Annotated in this window: 11 protein-coding genes; 3 read left to right on the top strand and 8 right to left on the bottom strand. The window is 77.0% G+C overall.

Annotated features, from left to right (window positions below):
• Window positions 1–109 precede the first annotated feature (109 nt).
• The 6 genes from ACFVU9_RS38780 to eccB form a co-directional block, all read right to left on the bottom strand.
• Window positions 110–1,399, bottom strand: coding sequence for a hypothetical protein (locus ACFVU9_RS38780; protein WP_387601725.1), 1,290 nt, complete (start codon window positions 1,397–1,399; stop codon window positions 110–112).
• A 54-nt stretch (window positions 1,400–1,453) separates the two neighbouring features.
• Window positions 1,454–1,996, bottom strand: a complete 543-nt coding sequence (locus ACFVU9_RS38775) for a SigE family RNA polymerase sigma factor (RefSeq protein ID WP_380437562.1) — start codon at window positions 1,994–1,996, stop codon at window positions 1,454–1,456.
• 150 nt (window positions 1,997–2,146) lie between these two features.
• Complete coding sequence (gene mycP / locus ACFVU9_RS38770; RefSeq protein ID WP_387601722.1) at window positions 2,147–3,376, bottom strand: type VII secretion-associated serine protease mycosin; 1,230 nt, start codon at window positions 3,374–3,376, stop codon at window positions 2,147–2,149.
• Window positions 3,377–3,479: 103 nt separating this feature from the next.
• Window positions 3,480–3,770 (bottom strand): WXG100 family type VII secretion target, encoded by a 291-nt coding sequence (locus tag ACFVU9_RS38765; RefSeq protein ID WP_380437558.1) that lies wholly within the window; start codon window positions 3,768–3,770, stop codon window positions 3,480–3,482.
• An 80-nt stretch (window positions 3,771–3,850) separates the two neighbouring features.
• Complete coding sequence (locus tag ACFVU9_RS38760; protein ID WP_380437556.1) at window positions 3,851–4,156, bottom strand: WXG100 family type VII secretion target; 306 nt, start codon at window positions 4,154–4,156, stop codon at window positions 3,851–3,853.
• 192 nt (window positions 4,157–4,348) lie between these two features.
• Window positions 4,349–6,034, bottom strand: a complete 1,686-nt coding sequence (gene eccB, locus ACFVU9_RS38755) for a type VII secretion protein EccB (RefSeq protein WP_387601718.1) — start codon at window positions 6,032–6,034, stop codon at window positions 4,349–4,351.
• Between the two features lie 166 nt (window positions 6,035–6,200).
• Between eccB and eccE the strand changes: the two genes are divergently transcribed.
• From eccE to ACFVU9_RS38740, 3 genes are all read left to right on the top strand, one after another.
• Window positions 6,201–7,535, top strand: a complete 1,335-nt coding sequence (eccE, locus tag ACFVU9_RS38750) for a type VII secretion protein EccE (protein ID WP_387601715.1) — start codon at window positions 6,201–6,203, stop codon at window positions 7,533–7,535.
• Entirely contained in the window at window positions 7,535–8,299 is a 765-nt protein-coding gene (locus ACFVU9_RS38745) for a hypothetical protein (protein ID WP_380437550.1), read from the top strand. The genes eccE and ACFVU9_RS38745 overlap by 1 nt, the downstream gene beginning before the upstream one ends.
• Window positions 8,300–8,417: 118 nt before the next feature.
• On the top strand, window positions 8,418–10,634 hold the full coding sequence (locus ACFVU9_RS38740) for a MinD/ParA family protein (RefSeq protein WP_387601712.1): 2,217 nt from the start codon (window positions 8,418–8,420) through the stop codon (window positions 10,632–10,634).
• Window positions 10,635–10,730: 96 nt separating this feature from the next.
• Here the strand turns inward: ACFVU9_RS38740 and ACFVU9_RS38735 are convergent, their stop codons facing one another.
• Together ACFVU9_RS38735 and ACFVU9_RS38730 are read right to left on the bottom strand one after the other, a co-directional pair.
• Window positions 10,731–11,675 carry a bifunctional riboflavin kinase/FAD synthetase gene (locus ACFVU9_RS38735; RefSeq protein ID WP_380507793.1) on the bottom strand — a complete coding sequence of 315 codons (945 nt, stop codon included), beginning with the start codon at window positions 11,673–11,675 and terminating at the stop codon, window positions 10,731–10,733.
• Between the two features lie 66 nt (window positions 11,676–11,741).
• On the bottom strand, window positions 11,742–14,757 hold a 3,016-nt coding region (locus ACFVU9_RS38730), incomplete at its 5' end, for a serine protease (RefSeq protein WP_387601709.1).

Below are 14,757 nucleotides of genomic sequence, written 5' to 3'. Positions count from 1 at the left end.
TTTTCCCCCCCCCCCGGCCCCCATCCGCGGGCCCCCCCCCCCCCCCCCCCCCGGGCGGGGGCGCCCGGGGCCCCCCCCCCCCGGGGCCCACCGCCGTGTCGTCGGGTCCCTACTTCCTGACCTGCCACTTCGGGCTCGCCGCGATCGCCTTCAGCTGGTCGAGGGTGAGCAGGTCCTTGCCCTCGGTGGCGTCGACCTCGATGTACGTCCCGTCCGGGTGCAGCTCCGCGGCCCGCGTGTAGGGGAACTTCGGGTTGGACCCGCTGCCGGGCTCGTTCACGACGACCTTGGTGCCGTCGGGCAGGACGGTGGCGTCCTTGAGCTGCGAGGCGCGGCCCCGGTCCATCGACTGCTGGGTCTGCGGGTCGTCGAACGGGCGCGACCAGTTCGCGAGCCGGACGGAGATCGAGCCCTTGGCCCCGTCCGGACCGGTCAGCTGGTACATGTCCGTGACGAGGTGGGTGGTGCGGCTCTGGACCGCGAAGCCGGCGGGCAGCAGCCCGGCCAGGATCGCCTGCTTCTCGTCCGGCGTGACGCCCGGATCCTCGACCGCCGGGTCGATGCCGTTGTAGCGGACCGCCGCGACGGCCCTGTCCCAGACCTTGTCGGTGACGATCGCCTTGGCCTGCTCCAGGGTGATCGGCGGGTTGGGGCGGCTGTCGGGCGCGCCCTTCTCCTGCGCCGCGTTCCACTCGTTGAAGGAGACCTGGCCGCCGTCCGGGCGGCTCACCGTCGCCCACCACTCCTTGGTCGTGGCGCGGTGGTCCGGGTACTCGTAGCCCTGGGAGAGCATGAGCGTGGAGCCGTCCGGCAGCGTGGTGACGCTGCAGGAGTCCAGGTTGGCGAGCCTGAGGTCCGTCGGGCAGTTGCGCTGCTGCTCCTGGCCCTTGTAGAACTTCTGGACCGAGACGCTCATGAGGGACTTGCCCTGGCCGTCGTCGAAGACCAGCTGGGCGTACGGGGTCGTGCTCTTCTCGGTGCCCTCGCCCTTGGCCTCCGTCACCTCGCCCTTGGGCAGCAGCGCCTGGAAGGCGGCCAGCATCTCCTTGTCGGTGACGGGGGCGGCCGGCGCCGCCGCCTTGGTCGCGGCCGCGGTGGCGGCCGGGGTCGCGGTCAGGGGGGCGGTGCCCGCGCCGCTCGTCGCCGGGGCGGCCGCGGCCTCGGCCGGGGCGGCGACCGGGGAGCCGCCGGTGGCGCCGGAGAGGTAGAACGCGCCGGTGCCGACCAGGGCCAGCGCGGCGGCGCCGCTCACCACGGCGGCGGCGGACCGGCGGCGCCAGCGGCGGCGGCCGAGGTCCAGGCCGCCGGCCGCCAGGCCCGCGCGCTCGGAGCGGAAGGCCTCGCCGGTGCGGCTCATCGCGTAGAGCAGGTCGTCCTCGAACGTGTCCGGTTCGGACATGGTTGATCACCGTCTCTTCGGTTCGGATGTCGTCGGTCGGGTGTCGAACGGGGCTCAGCGGGTGGCCAGTTCGGCCAGGGAGTCGCCGAGCAGGGTGCGCAGCCGGGCCAGGGCCCGGGTCGTGCGGGTACGGACCGCGCCGGAGGAGGCGCGCAGCACCTCGGCGGTCTCCTCGACGCTGCGGTCCTCCCAGTAGCGCAGGACCAGCACCGCCCGGTCCTTGGCCGGCATCCGGCCGAGCGCGTCGAGGAGGGTCAGCCGCAGCGTGCTGTCGGCCTCCCGGCCCTCGGGCTCGGGCAGGTCGCCGGTGGGGCGCTCGGTGCTGGAGCGGCGGCGCTGCTGGGCCAGGAAGGTCCGCACCATGACGGTGTGGACGTAGGCCGCCGGGTTGTCGATCCGGTGCCACCCGCCCGTCCAGGCGCTGCGCCGCCAGAGGACGTACATCCGGCCGAGGGCCTCCTGCACGAGGTCCTCGGCGTGGTGGGTGTCGCCGCTGGTCAGCAAGCAGGCCGAGCGGTACAGCTGACCGGTCCGGCTGGACACGAGCTCCAGGAACTCCGCGTCCTTGGCCTCCCGGCCCGCCCCGATCCGCCTCATCTGCGCTGTCCCCCATGGCTCGTGGTCGCTGACACCTCTTGGATGCGGCGGCCGGCGCGGGATGTTACAGCCGGGTCGGGGCGACTTTGGGGGAGCACGGTCTGGGGGGACGGCTCCGTGAGGGTGGCTGGGCGGGGGCGGGCGGCCGGGTCAGCCGGCGGTGCGGCGCCGGTGGTCGCGCAGGACGACGCCGCCGCCGATCACCAGCGCGGCGAGCAGCGCGCCCGCGCCGAGCACGTAGGTCGCGGTGCGGCGGTCGCGGTCGGCCCGGGTCTCGCCGAGGCCGGCCGGGCGGGGCACGACCGGGACGGCGGCGAGGCGCACGGGCGCGTCCGGCGAGGCCTGCGCGGGCGGGTCGTCCGGGGCCCTGGTGACGGCCCGCACCGGGTCCACCACGCCCCAGCCGATGAAGCGGTTCGGGCCGTGCTCGGTGCGCTGCGCGGTCTGCTCGATCCAGGCCCGCACCTGGGCGGCGCTCCAGCCGGGGTGGGCGCCGATCAGCAGCGCGGCCAGCCCGGAGACGTACGGGGCGGCGAAGCTGGTGCCGCTGTCGGCGCACTGGCCGCCGCCCGGGACGGTGGAGAGCACGCCGACGCCGGGCGCGGCGACCTTCACGAAGTCGCCGTACTGGGAGAAGGAGGCGCGCTCGTCGTTGCGGTCGGAGGCGCCGACGGCGAGGACGGTGGGGAAGGCTCCCGGGTAGGTGTCGCCCTCCCGGCCGTCGTTGCCGGTGGAGGCGACCACCACGGCGCGGTTCGCCTCGGCGTACTCGACGGCGGTCTTCAGCTCGGCGTAGCCGGTGAAGCCGGTGGTGTCCGCGCCGCGGACGTCCTGCGAGATGTTGACGACCCGCGCGCCCGCCCGGACGGCCTGGGTGACGGCGGCGGCGAGGGTGGCGACGTCGCCGTTGCCCGCGCTGTCGTTCTGCCGGATCGACAGGATCCTCGCGCCCGGGGCGAGTCCGACGAAGCCGGTCCGGTCGGAGCGGGCGGCGGCGATGATGCCCGCCACCTTGGTGCCGTGGCCGACCTGGTCGTCCTTGCCGCCGCCCTCGACCCGCTTGCCGCTCTCCCGGTCGACCAGCAGACTGCCGCCGTCCGCGACCCGGCCGGCCAGCTGCGGGTTGCGGTCGTCCACGCCGGTGTCGACGACCGCGACGGTGACGCCCTCGCCGGTCGTGCGGCCGTGCTGCCACAGTTCGTCGAGCAGCAGCCGCTGCAGCGCCCACGGCACGACCTGCACGTCGGGCGCGGGGGACGGGCAGTCCCCGGCGGCGGCCACGCCGGGGCCGTCGGCGCGCGCCGGGGCGGCGGCCGGACCGGCCAGCACCGCGAACGCGGCCAGGGCCGCGGCCGTCCTGCGGTACCCGCGTGCGGACACCCTGCCTCCCCTCACGTCGTCCGGCCGCACCCGCGCGCAGGGGCGGGCGCCCGGGATCCGGGCACCCGCCCCGCCCGTCCGTCCCTCCCGCCGGGAGGAGCGATCAGGTCCAGGCGTTGGTGTTCTTGGTCTCGGTGGCGCGGTAGCCGTGCGCGGCGGACTCCAGCGCGGCCGCGATCTGCGCGCAGGCCTGCTGGAGGTCGGCGGCCTTGGCGTCCCACTTCGCCTGGTGGGCCCGGTAGCCCTGCTGGGCCGCGCCCTCCCAGCTCGCGGAGATCTTGGTGACGCCCTGCTTGAGCTCCTGCAGCAGGTGGTCGATCTGGGCGGCCGAGGCCTTGACCTGCTCGGCGGCGCTGTGGACGGCGTCGAAGTTGACGAGGATCCGGTCGGTCACGATGTCTCCCAATCGAGGATGCGGGCAGTTCGCGGTGCGGTGATCGGTGTCCGGCCCGGAAGGCGGGCCGGGGGCGGCGATCAGCCCTGGGCGCCGCTGAACTGCTGCTGCTGCTGGGCCTCGGTCTCCGCGTAGTACTTGGTCGTCAGCTCGATCGCGTCCTTGATCGCCTTCAGCGACCCGTTGAGGGCGTCGATGTCCTCGTTGAACCGGTGCTGGAGCGCCTTGTAGGCCTCGGCCGCCTGGCCTGCCCAGCCGGCACCGACGTGCTCCACCGTGTTGTTGAGCTTGGTGCGCTCCTGGCCGATCTTGCCGATGACCTCCTCGATGTGCCTCGCGAAAGCCTGCATCTCCTGCGCGGTCATCGTGAACTGGTTGGCACTCAATGCTCCACCGTCCCCCAACAGACAGACACTCCATGACCGACGGGCCGTCCGACCCGACGGGTCATCACCCCTGTGATGTCCAGGAGCACTGTAGTCGGCATACGCAGCTCACCCAACTCCGAACGCAGAGTAGTCACCGGACCGTGACAGCGGCCCCGACGGGCCCACAACTCCCGCTGGGCACACGGCCGATCACGCGTTCTGCTGCTGCGCCGCGGCCTTCGCGCTGAGCGGCGGGCCGGCCGGCACCAGGTCCGACCACTCGCGGGGGACCGGCAGCGGCTGGACCCCCTGGTAGCCGAGGCGCGCCTGGTTGCCGCCGGGCTCGTCCGGCTGCTGCGGCGCCTCCGTCCGGTCCGGAGCCGCCGGGCCCGCCGTACTCGGCCGGGGCGGGGACGACGTGGGGGCACCGCCCTGGCCCGGCGGGGCTCCCTGCGGGGCCGACGGACCCCGGCCGCCGTCGCCGTTGGCGGGCACCGAGTAGCGCAGGCCCGTCTCGGTGATCAGGAAGTCGGTGCCGGAGCCGCCCGCGCCGTTGTCCGTCGCGCGGTAGAACAGCCCGTGGCCGGGCGTCACGTGGGCCGCACCCGCGCCGTTGTCGTACTGCGCCGGGTACTCCGGGCCCGCCCACACGCTGCGCTTCGGGGTGCGGCCGTCCTCGGCGACGCCGTCGAAGGTGCTGCACACGACGGTGCGCGCGTCCTGCCGGTCCTGCCGGTCGTTCACCGGCGCACCGGACTTGAGCGGCCAGTCGCCGTCCCCCGCGTTCGGCAGCGGGGTGGCCGTGCCGAAGCTCGCCTGGTCGGACGGGGTCATCTCGTCGTTGCGGGGCTGCTTGTCCTGGTCGTACCGGTACAGCATCTGGTACGCCGGGTTCTGCCGGATCAGATCGGCCTGGAACGGCGTCACCAGGAACAGCCGGTCCCGGCCGACGACGTAATTGCGGTCCCGGTAGTGCACCAGCCGGCCGATCCTGCGGTCGGCCTGGTTCTCCAGCGCCACCGTGGAGTTGGCGCCCTGGCTGTCCGCGGCCCCGTCGACCCGCGGGAAGACGACGGCGCTGCCGGGCAGCAGGGTGTCCAGCCACTCGCGCTTGACCGGCTGCGGCACCGCGTTCGGCCCGAAGACCGCGGTGATCAGCGACTTCCGCTCGTGGTCGTCCGCCTGCGGGGAACCGATCCGGTGCCGACGGCCCTGCGCGTCGACCAGGTAGACCCCCGCGTCCCCCGGTCCGGCCCCGGCCGCGGCGGTGACCTGCTGGTCCGCCGCCTGCTGGACCAGCAGCAACTGCTCCGGCCCGAGCACTTGGCCCTTGGCGCCCAGCGTCGCGGCGTCCGCGCCCGCCGCCACGAACAGCGCCTGGTCGACGGTCTCCTGCCTCGCGTCCGAACCGGGGCGGTCGCACACCGACCACTTCATCGCCCGGCTCACGTTCTCCTTGCCGGGCAGCTTGTCCGGGGCGTACGGGATGCCGATCGTCGGACCGTGGTTCGGGTAGCGGTCGAGCACGTCGTCGTCGACGACCACCACCTTCGCGCCGGCCGGCAGCACCAGCCGCGCCGAGGACATGTTCAGCACCTGGTGCAGGCGCTTCGTCCGCCCGTCCGGGTCCGTCAGCACCACGTACCGGGTGGTCGACCCCTTGCCCTGGACCACGTTCCGCCCGTCGTCCCAGTGCAGCGGGGCGCTCGGGCGGAACACCCCCCACACCCCGAACCCGGCCACCACCACCGCCCCGACGACCAGACCCGGCAGCACCGCCCGCAGCGGACGCGGCGCGTCCTCGTCACCGCCCCCGCCACCCGGCAGCAGGAACGCGCCCACCATCCGCCTGCGGGCGAAGGTGTACGCGTTCAGCTCGTCCCGCCGCGATGCCATCCTCGTCGTCTCCCCTGTCCGACCGGCCCTGCCCCCGAGTCCGCCATCGCGGGCGAGAACGCGCTCGAACCCTCTACGATGCGGCAGCGGACGATGAGTACCGTACGGGCACGGTCCGTTGACGAGCCAGCGGCCTGTCAACCGAGCAGTGGGGGTCAGCCGGGGGATGCCAAGCCAGACCGCTCCGGGACGACGTGGCACGGCACCGGGCGGGCAGCCGCCCGCCGGCGGCGGACGACCCGCCGCGGTCCGCGTCCACTCGTCGTCCGCACTGCCCGGCGGCCGCCGGCTGCTCCGTCGACTCGTGCTGGTCGAGGCCGCCCTGGCCCTCGTCGCGATCGGCTGGACGATCGGCCGGACGGCCACCGCCGTGCTCGGCGCGCTCGGCCTCGCCCTGGTCCTGGCCGGCCTCGTCCCGCTGCGCGGCCGGACCCTCCCGGAGCTCCTCTCGGCCCGATCCGCGCTCAGGTCCCGGCTCAGGGTGGCCAGTTCGACCCTTCCGCCGCCGGGCGCCGACCCGACGCTCGCCCCGGTGCTGGAACTCGAACCGGCCCTGCGCACGTACACCCACGCCGCCGAGGCCGACTTCGGCGGACGGACGGTGCGCCGCGAGACCGGCATGATCGGCGACGGCACCTACCTCGGCTCGGTGCTGCTGGTCCAGTCCAGGGACCGGCCGCTGCGCCCGGCGCGCGGCGACCGGCCGCTCCCGCTGGACGTCCTGTGCTCGGCGCTGCGGGTCGACGACATCACCCTGGAATCCGTCCAGCTGGTGCAGTACACCCAGCCCGCCCCCGCCCCGCACCTGCCCGAGCAGTCGCTCGCCGCCCGCGCCCACCGCGAGTTGCCCGGCGGCGCCACGACCCCCGCGCTGCGGCTCACCTGGGTGGCGCTCAAGCTCGACCCGGAGCGCGCCGCCACCGCCGTCCGGGCCCGCGGCGGCGGCGAGGAGGGCGCCCGCAGGGCGCTCCAGCGGGTGACCGACCAGCTCGCCGGGCGGCTCGACGGCGCCGGGTTCCGCGCGACGGTGCTGGACGAACGCGAGCTGATCACCGCCCTCGCCACCGCCGCGTGCGCCAACCCGCTCGCGGCGGCCGGGCTCCAGGGCAGCGGCGGCGGCACCGGCGCCAGCGCCACCCGCCGGACCCGGGAGGGCCGCCGCCACTGGCGGATCGACGACCGCTGGCACTGCACCTACTGGATCTCCCGCTGGCCCCGCCTCGGCCACCCCGGCGAGCCGCCCCTGCCCGAGCTGGTCAACCGGCTCACCGGCGCCCCCGCACTGGCCGGCACCCTCAGCCTCACCCTCGGGCACGCCAGCGGCGGCTCCGTCACCCTCGCCGGCCACCTGCGGCTGACCGGACGCGACGAGGCCGAACTCGCCGCCACCTGCCGCGAGGTGGAGTCCCGCGCCCGGAACGCCGGCCTCGGCCTGAGCCGGCTCGACCTGGAACAGGCGCCCGGCGTCCTCGCCACCCTGCCGCTGGGAGGAACCGCCTGATGGCCCACCCGACCCGCCCGCGCCCCGCCACCGCGCGGCCGCGCCCCCGGCCGCGGATCCTGCCCGGCTTCGGCCTCCGCGGCCCCCGCCGGGACAAGCACGTGCTGGCCGCCGCGGACCTGGGCGCGCTGGCCCTCCCCGTCGGCGACGACGGCGTGCCGATCGGCGTGGACGTCCAGGGCCGGCCCTCGGTGCTGGGGCTCTTCCGGCCCGGCGCCCACGACCTGGTGCTCGTCGGCGGCCTGTGGACGGCCCGGCTGATCGCCCTGCGGGCCGCCTCGACCGGCGCGCGCGTCGCGGTGGAGACCGCCCGCCCGCAGGCCTGGAGCGCGCTGGCGCGGGCCGCGGGCGGCGGGCAGCCCTGCGTGACCGTCCACCAGGCCGGCCGGCTCGGCCCGCAGGGCGCGTCCGTCACCTCGCCGGTGCTGGTGGTGCGCGACCTCACCGCCCGCCCGCCGCGCAGCCGGCTGTCCGCCACGCCCTGGCAGACCACGCTGACGGTGCTGCCGTGGCTGCTCCCGGAGGCCGCCCGGCTGGTCGGCGCCGCCGACCTCGTCGGGGTGCAGCGGGTCCAGCCGGAGGAGGCCGGGATCCTGCGGCACGCGCTGTCGCTGCCGCCGGAGGACGTCGCCGCGCTGCCCGCCCTCGGCGACGACCTGACGCTCTGGACGACGCGGATGCACCGTCAGTACGTTCGGGCCGTGGCCGGGCAGGCGGAGCTGCAGCTCCTGGGCGCGCCGCGCCGGGTGGACCCGCCCGCCTGAGCGGTGCGGCCGACCGGCCGGGATCGGAGTCCGCCTACAACGACGTCGGCCGTACGGCCTAGTCTTGAGGCGGTAACGGCACCGCTGAACAAGCGGCGGCGAACACGAGGGAGCCCTAGTGAGCAGCGATCGGGACGGCGTCTACGTCGGCCACAACGCGGCGGAGGACGACGACGACTGGTCCGACGCCCCCGACTACACTCCCCCGTCCTGGTACGTGCGGACGGACGGCGCGGCGGGCCCGGCCGAGCCGGCGGCTCAGGGCGCCCCTGATCCGGCGGGCCCGGCCCAGGCCCCGGTTCCGGCCCAGGCCCCGGCCCCGGCCGTCGTGCCGCCGCCGGCTCCGGCTCCGGCCCCGCTGTCCTTCCCCGCTCCGGTGAGCGAGCCCGCACCCGCCCACGCGCACGCCCCCGTCGCCGAGCAGCCGCCCGCACCCGCCCCGATCCCGGTGGCCGCGCCCGGGCCGGCGCCCGCCCCGGCCGAGGCGCCGCACGCCGCCTTCCCGCCGCCGGCCCCGGTCCAGCACGAGCAGCCGCCGGCCGTCGCCCCGGGCTGGCCCCCGGCGGCCCCGGTCGCGCACCAGCAGCCTGGCCCGGCCGCGCCGCAGCCGTACGCGGACCCGCAGCCGTTCCCGGACGCGCACGCCGCCGTGCCGCCGGTGCAGCCCGGCCCGCCGGCCCCGCCGTCGTTCGCGCAGCCGCCCGCCGCCCCGCAGGACCTGCAGGACCTGCAGGCCGCCGCGTGGGCCGCCCAGCAGGCCGCGGCCCAGGCGCAGCCCGTCCAGCCGCAGCAGCCCGCTCAGCCGCAGCCCCAGCCCGCACCGGCACAGCCCGCCCCTGCACAGCCCGCCCCTGCACAGCCCGCTCCGCCGACCGCGCCGGTCGACCCGCGCCAGGGCGGCTGGCCGCAGCCCGCCGCCTACCAGCAGCCCGCCCCGCCGGCCCAGCCCGGCCCCGCGCAGCCCTGGCCGCAGCAGGCCGGCGCCCCGGCGCCCGCCGGGTTCCCGCAGGGCCCCGCCCCGCAGCAGGCCGCGCACGGCGCCCCGCTCGGCTACACGGCCGCCGTCGAGCTGTCCTCGGACCGCCTGCTGCGCAGCCAGCCCAAGCAGCAGCGCCAGCAGCCGCGGTTCCAGTTCGGCGGCAAGGCCGCGGCGGCCGAGAAGGGCCGCAAGCTGGAGATCATCCGCACGCCGGTGATGAGCTGCTACAAGATCGCCGTGATCAGCCTCAAGGGCGGCGTCGGCAAGACCACGACCACCACCGCGCTCGGTGCGACGCTGGCCAGCGAGCGCCAGGACAAGGTGATCGCGATCGACGCCAACCCGGACGCCGGCACCCTCGGCCGCCGGGTCAAGCGCCAGACCGGCGCGACCATCCGCGACCTGGTGACGGCCATCCCGCACCTGCGCAGCTACATGGACATCCGTCAGTTCACCTCGCAGGACCTGCACTCGGGCCTGGAGATCCTGGCGAACGACGTCGACCCGGCCGTCTCGACCACCTTCAACGACTCGGACTACCGCCAGGTCATCGACGTGCTGGGCCGCCAGTACCCGATCATCCTGACCGACTCCGGCACCGGCCTGCTGTACAGCGCGATGCGCGGGGTGCTCGACCTGGCCGACCAGCTGATCATCGTCTCGACGCCCAGCGTGGACGGTGCCTCCAGCGCCTCCACCACGCTCGACTGGCTCTCCGCGCACGGCTACGCGGACCTCGTCCAGCGCAGCATCACGGTGGTCTCCGGGGTGCGCGAGACCGCCAAGCTGATCAAGGTCGAGGACATCGTGGCGCACTTCCGGACGCGCTGCCGCGGCGTCATCGTGGTGCCGTTCGACGAGAGCCTGGCGGCCGGCGCCGAGGTCGACCTCGACATGATGCGCCCCAAGGTCCGCGAGGCGTACTTCGAGCTGGCCACCCTGGTCGGCGAGGACATCATCCGGGCCCAGCAGGCCGCCCAGCAGCAGGGCGGCTGGCAGCAACAGGCCCAGCAGCAGGCGCCGCAGCAGCCGTACGCGCAGCAGCAGCCCGGCCAGCCGCAGCCCTACCAGGCCCCCGCCCAGCCGTACCCGGCACCGGCCGCCCAGCCGGCCCCGGGCACGCCGTGGGCACCGCAGCCCGGCCAGACCCCGCCGCCGGGGACCTACGGTTACCCGCAGCCGGGCCAGACGCCGCCCCCCGCCGGGTACGGCTACCCGCAGCCCCACCCCGGCGGCGCGCAGCCGCCCGCGCCGGCGTGGCCCCAGCCCGCCGCCCCGCACCCGGCCCCGCCGGCGGAGCCGGACGGGTACCAGCCGCCCCCCGGCTACGGCTACCCGCCGCAGCCCCCGCAGTGACGCCGAAGGGCCCGCCGACCAGGTCGGCGGGCCCTTCTCGCACAGGCCGGGTCCTACGCACGGGCCAGGTCTTTCGTACCGGCCGGGCGGCGCGGCTCAGACGCCGTCGGTCAGCTCGCGGGCCTGCTTGACGTCGTCGGCCATGCGGACCAGCAGCGCCTCGATCGAGTCGAACTTCTCCATCCCGCGCAGGTACGCCAGGAAGTCGACGGCCACGTGCAGCCCGTACAGGTCCAGACCGACCCGGTCGATGGCGTACGCCTCGACGGTGCGCGCGGTGCCGTCGAACGTCGGGTTGGTGCCCACCGAGATCGCGGCCGGCATCCTCTCGCCGTCGGCGGTCAGCCAGCCCGCGTACACGCCGTCGGCGGGGATCGCGCTGTGCGCCACCGTCTCCACGTTGGCGGTCGGGTAACCGAGCTCACGCCCGCGCTGCGCACCGCGCACCACGACGCCCTCGACCCGGTGCGGACGGCCGAGCACCTCGCCGGCCCCGGCCATGTCGCCCGTCTCGACCAGGCGGCGGGTCAGCGTGGACGAGAACGGCTCGCCCGCGCCGGCCGCACCGCTCACCTGGAGGTCGACCACCTCGACGTCGAACCCGGCCGCCCGGCCCAGCTCGGTGAGCAGCGCCACGTCACCGGCGGCCCGGTGCCCGAACCGGAAGTTGGGGCCCTCGATGACGACGCGCGCGTGCAGCGCGTCCACCAGCACCTGCCGGACGAACGTCTCCGGCGACTCCTGCGACAGCTCCGGGGTGAACGGCAGCACCAGCACGGCGTCCACGCCGAGGCCCGCGATCAGCTCGGCGCGCCGGGCCTGCGGGGCGAGCAGCGCGGGGTGGCTGCCCGGGCGGATGACCTCGCGCGGGTGCGGGTCGAACGTGACGACGACGGACGGGACGCCGAGCTCGCGGGCCCGCTCGACCGCCCGTCCGATGATCAGCTGATGTCCGCGGTGCACCCCGTCGAACGAGCCGATGGTGACGACGCTGCGTCCCCAGTCACCGGGGATCTCCTCCAGGCCACGCCAGCGCTGCACCCTGACCGCTCCTTGTTCCCTACGGCGCGTACCTTCTGTACGCTCAAACGCTCAAAACCCGAACCCCTATAGCGTGCCATGCGCCTGCCCCTGCTCAGGCACCGGAATGCGGGTTGAGCGCACCACACGTTCGAACGGTGCCCGCTCCGCCTCCGCGGCGGCGTACTGCGGGTCCCGCCCGGCCGTCACCAGGGCCCGCATCCGGGCCAGCCGGGGGCCGTCCGGCGGAGTCGGGGCGGCGTCCTGCGGCCACTGCGCCAGCAGCTGGGCGAACGCCGCCGAACGGCCCGCGCAGCGCACCAGCAGGTCGTCCGCGGCCGGCAGCCCGGGGGTCGCCCGGGCCAGCACCGCACGGGCGCGGGCCGGCTTCTCGGCCGCGCAGTGGTCGGCCAGCCGCTCGACGGCGGCGGTCAGCACCGCCGGGTCGTTCTCGGCGGCCAGCAGGGTGTCGAGCAGCTCGCAGCGCAGCGCGTCGGCGGCCGGATCGGCCACCGGCACCGACAGCACCTCGGCGAACGGCTGCCGGACCGCCGCCGCCCGCGCGGCCAGCGCACCGCCCAGCAGCAGCCGCAGCTCCAGCCGGGCGGCCGGGCCCGTGACGGCGGCGCGCTCCAGTCGGCGGCCCAGGTAGTCGGCGGCGACCGGCCCGGCCAGCGCGGGGCGCTCCCGCAGCAGCCGGGCGGCCAGCTCGGCGCCCCGCCGGGTGGCGACCGGGGCGCCGGCGTCGGCGAGCGCCCGCAGGGTCTCGGCGACGGGCGCGCGCGGCTCCGCCAGGCGGTCGGCGAGCGCGGCCAGGACGGGCTCCGGGTCGCTCTCCAGGGCCGGGGCCAGCGCCCGCGGGGTCAGGAACCCGTCGGTGCCCGCCCGGTGGAGCTCCAGCGCGGCCGGCAGGTACCCGGCCCGGCTCCGCGGATCGCCGACCAGAAGCGCCAGCGCGGCGCCGTGCAGCGCGGGTTCGTCCTCGCGGGCGAGCAGGGCCAGCGCGGTGTGGCGCAGCAGCTCGGGCCCGGCCCCGGACGCGTGCGGGGCGACGCGCAGCGCGTGCACGGCGGCGGCGACGTGCCGCTCGGGCCGCCGGTCGTGGCTCCAGCGGTCCACCGCGCGGCACAGCGCCGACGGCTCCTCGGCGGCCAGCACGGTGAGCAGCGCGTCCGCCCCGGGGTGGGCGGCGTCGGCCAGCGCGTCGGCCAGCTCGTCCAGGGCGAGCCTGCGGTGGGCGAGGAGCAGGTCGTGGGTGAGGTCCGCGACGGACCTGCCGGGGGCACCCGGCAGGCCGCGCCGGTCGTCGAACCACGCGCAGAGCAGCGGGAACACGGCCGCCGGGTCCGCGCGCAGCCGCCCGGCGACCGCCGCGAGGAACGGCTGCCCGGGACCGTCCGCGACCACCAGGCGCCGCAGCAGGGCGAGTTCGTCCTCGACGGACAGCCCGAGCCCGGTCCAGAACGCCGGGCCGAACCGGCCCAGCCCGTCCGCCGGGAGCGCGTCGAACCCGCCGTCCCGCAAGGCGCGTTCGGCGATCCGGCCGGCCAACTGCTCCAGCAGCGCGCGGTGTTCGGCGACGTCCGGACTGGCCGCCAGCCCGGCCGCGAGCAGCCGGCCCGCCCACCAGGCCGGTTCGCCGCCCGGCGGGCGCAGGTCCAGCGCCCGCCACAGCCGGTGCAGCCACGGGTCGAGGGCCGGCGCGCCCCACGTGTCGGCCACCCGGCGCAGCGCCGCCGCCACCGGGCCGATCCGGTGCCGGGCCACCGCGCGCGCCCCGGCCGCCGGGCGGGCGTCCTCGTCCTCCCGGTCCTCCCCGAGCAGCAGCCGCAGCGCCGCGTCCAGGTCGAGGTGCAGTCCCTGCAGCCAGTCCCCGAACTCCCCGTGCGCGAACCGGACCCCGGGCCCGGCCGGCACGAACAGGCCCTCCGCGAGCACCGCCCCCGCCCAGCCGCCCGCCACCGGGAACAGCTCCTCGAACCCGGCCCGGTCCAGCCCGCCCTGGTCCGCGCCGAGCATCCGCCGGGCCGCCTCGTGCACCCGCCCGGCCACCGCCGCGGCCGTCCGCCGCACCCGCCCGGCGGACGGCCCGGCCGGGCGCACCGCGCCCTTGCGGTGCGCCCCGGGGCGGCGCGTCCGGCCCTCGCCGGCCGGCCACAGCGCCAGCTGCTGCGCCACCCGCAGGCAGCGCAGGTCGAGGTACGCGCCGAACAGTTCGCCCCGGTCCGCGGGCTCCCCCGCCAGCTCCAGCGCCCACAGCTCGCCGGCCAGCCGCACCGCCAGCGGGTGCCGCGCGTCGGCGGCGCCCGGCCGGCACGGCGGCAGCCCGTACCGGCGCCGGACGCGCTCCGCCGCCTCGGCCGGCAGCGGCCCGAGGCGGTGCACGGCGAGGCTGGGCGGCGCCGGGCGGACCACCCGTACGGTCGGGGCGCTGGCCAGGTCGCCGTTCGCGGCCTCCTGGTGCGCTTCATCGCGGTGCCGGTCGTCGGCGGGGCCGTCGTCGCCCGGCTCGCTCCACTCCCCCGCGGCCGGGGTCTCCCAGTTCTCCTCCCCGCATGCCGTCAGCAGCCGGGCCCCGCAGCCCGTCAGCCACTCCCCCGCGGCCCGCAGCCAGGCCGCGCCCGGCGCCACGGGGGCCTCCTCCGGCCCGTCCAGGACGACCAGCAGCGGCCGCCCCGCCGCCGCGCACAGGGCTGCGACGGGCTCCGGCGCGGGCGCCGCGACGCCCAGTTCGGCCGCCGCCCCGGCCAGCGCCCGCTCCAGCGGCTCGGCGAGCGACCGGTCCCCGGCCCGCAGGTCCGCGCCGCGCAGCCAGAGCGTGGGCAGCGGGCGGGCGCCGTCGGTGCGGCGCACGGCGAGGGCGGCGAGCTCGGTGCTGCGACCGCTGCCCGGCGCGCCGACGAGGACGGTGACGGTGGCCGCCGGCGCGTCCCCGGCGAGGCCGTCCGGCCGGTCGACCCGGTCGGCGGCGAGCCCGGCCACCCGGCCGGGACCGGCCCCGGCGGAGCCCAGCTGGACGCCGGCCAGCCGCAGCACCCCGGCGAGGTTGAGCGCGGGCCCGTACGCGGGCACCGCCGCCGCGTTGCGCGCCGTCAGCCCGGCC

Origin of the sequence: Kitasatospora sp. NPDC057936 (assembly GCF_042887525.1) — a bacterium.
Taxonomy (GTDB): Bacteria; Actinomycetota; Actinomycetes; order Streptomycetales; family Streptomycetaceae; genus Kitasatospora.
Note: the sequence above shows the minus strand (reverse complement) of the source record. Positions and strands in the feature narration are given on the sequence as shown.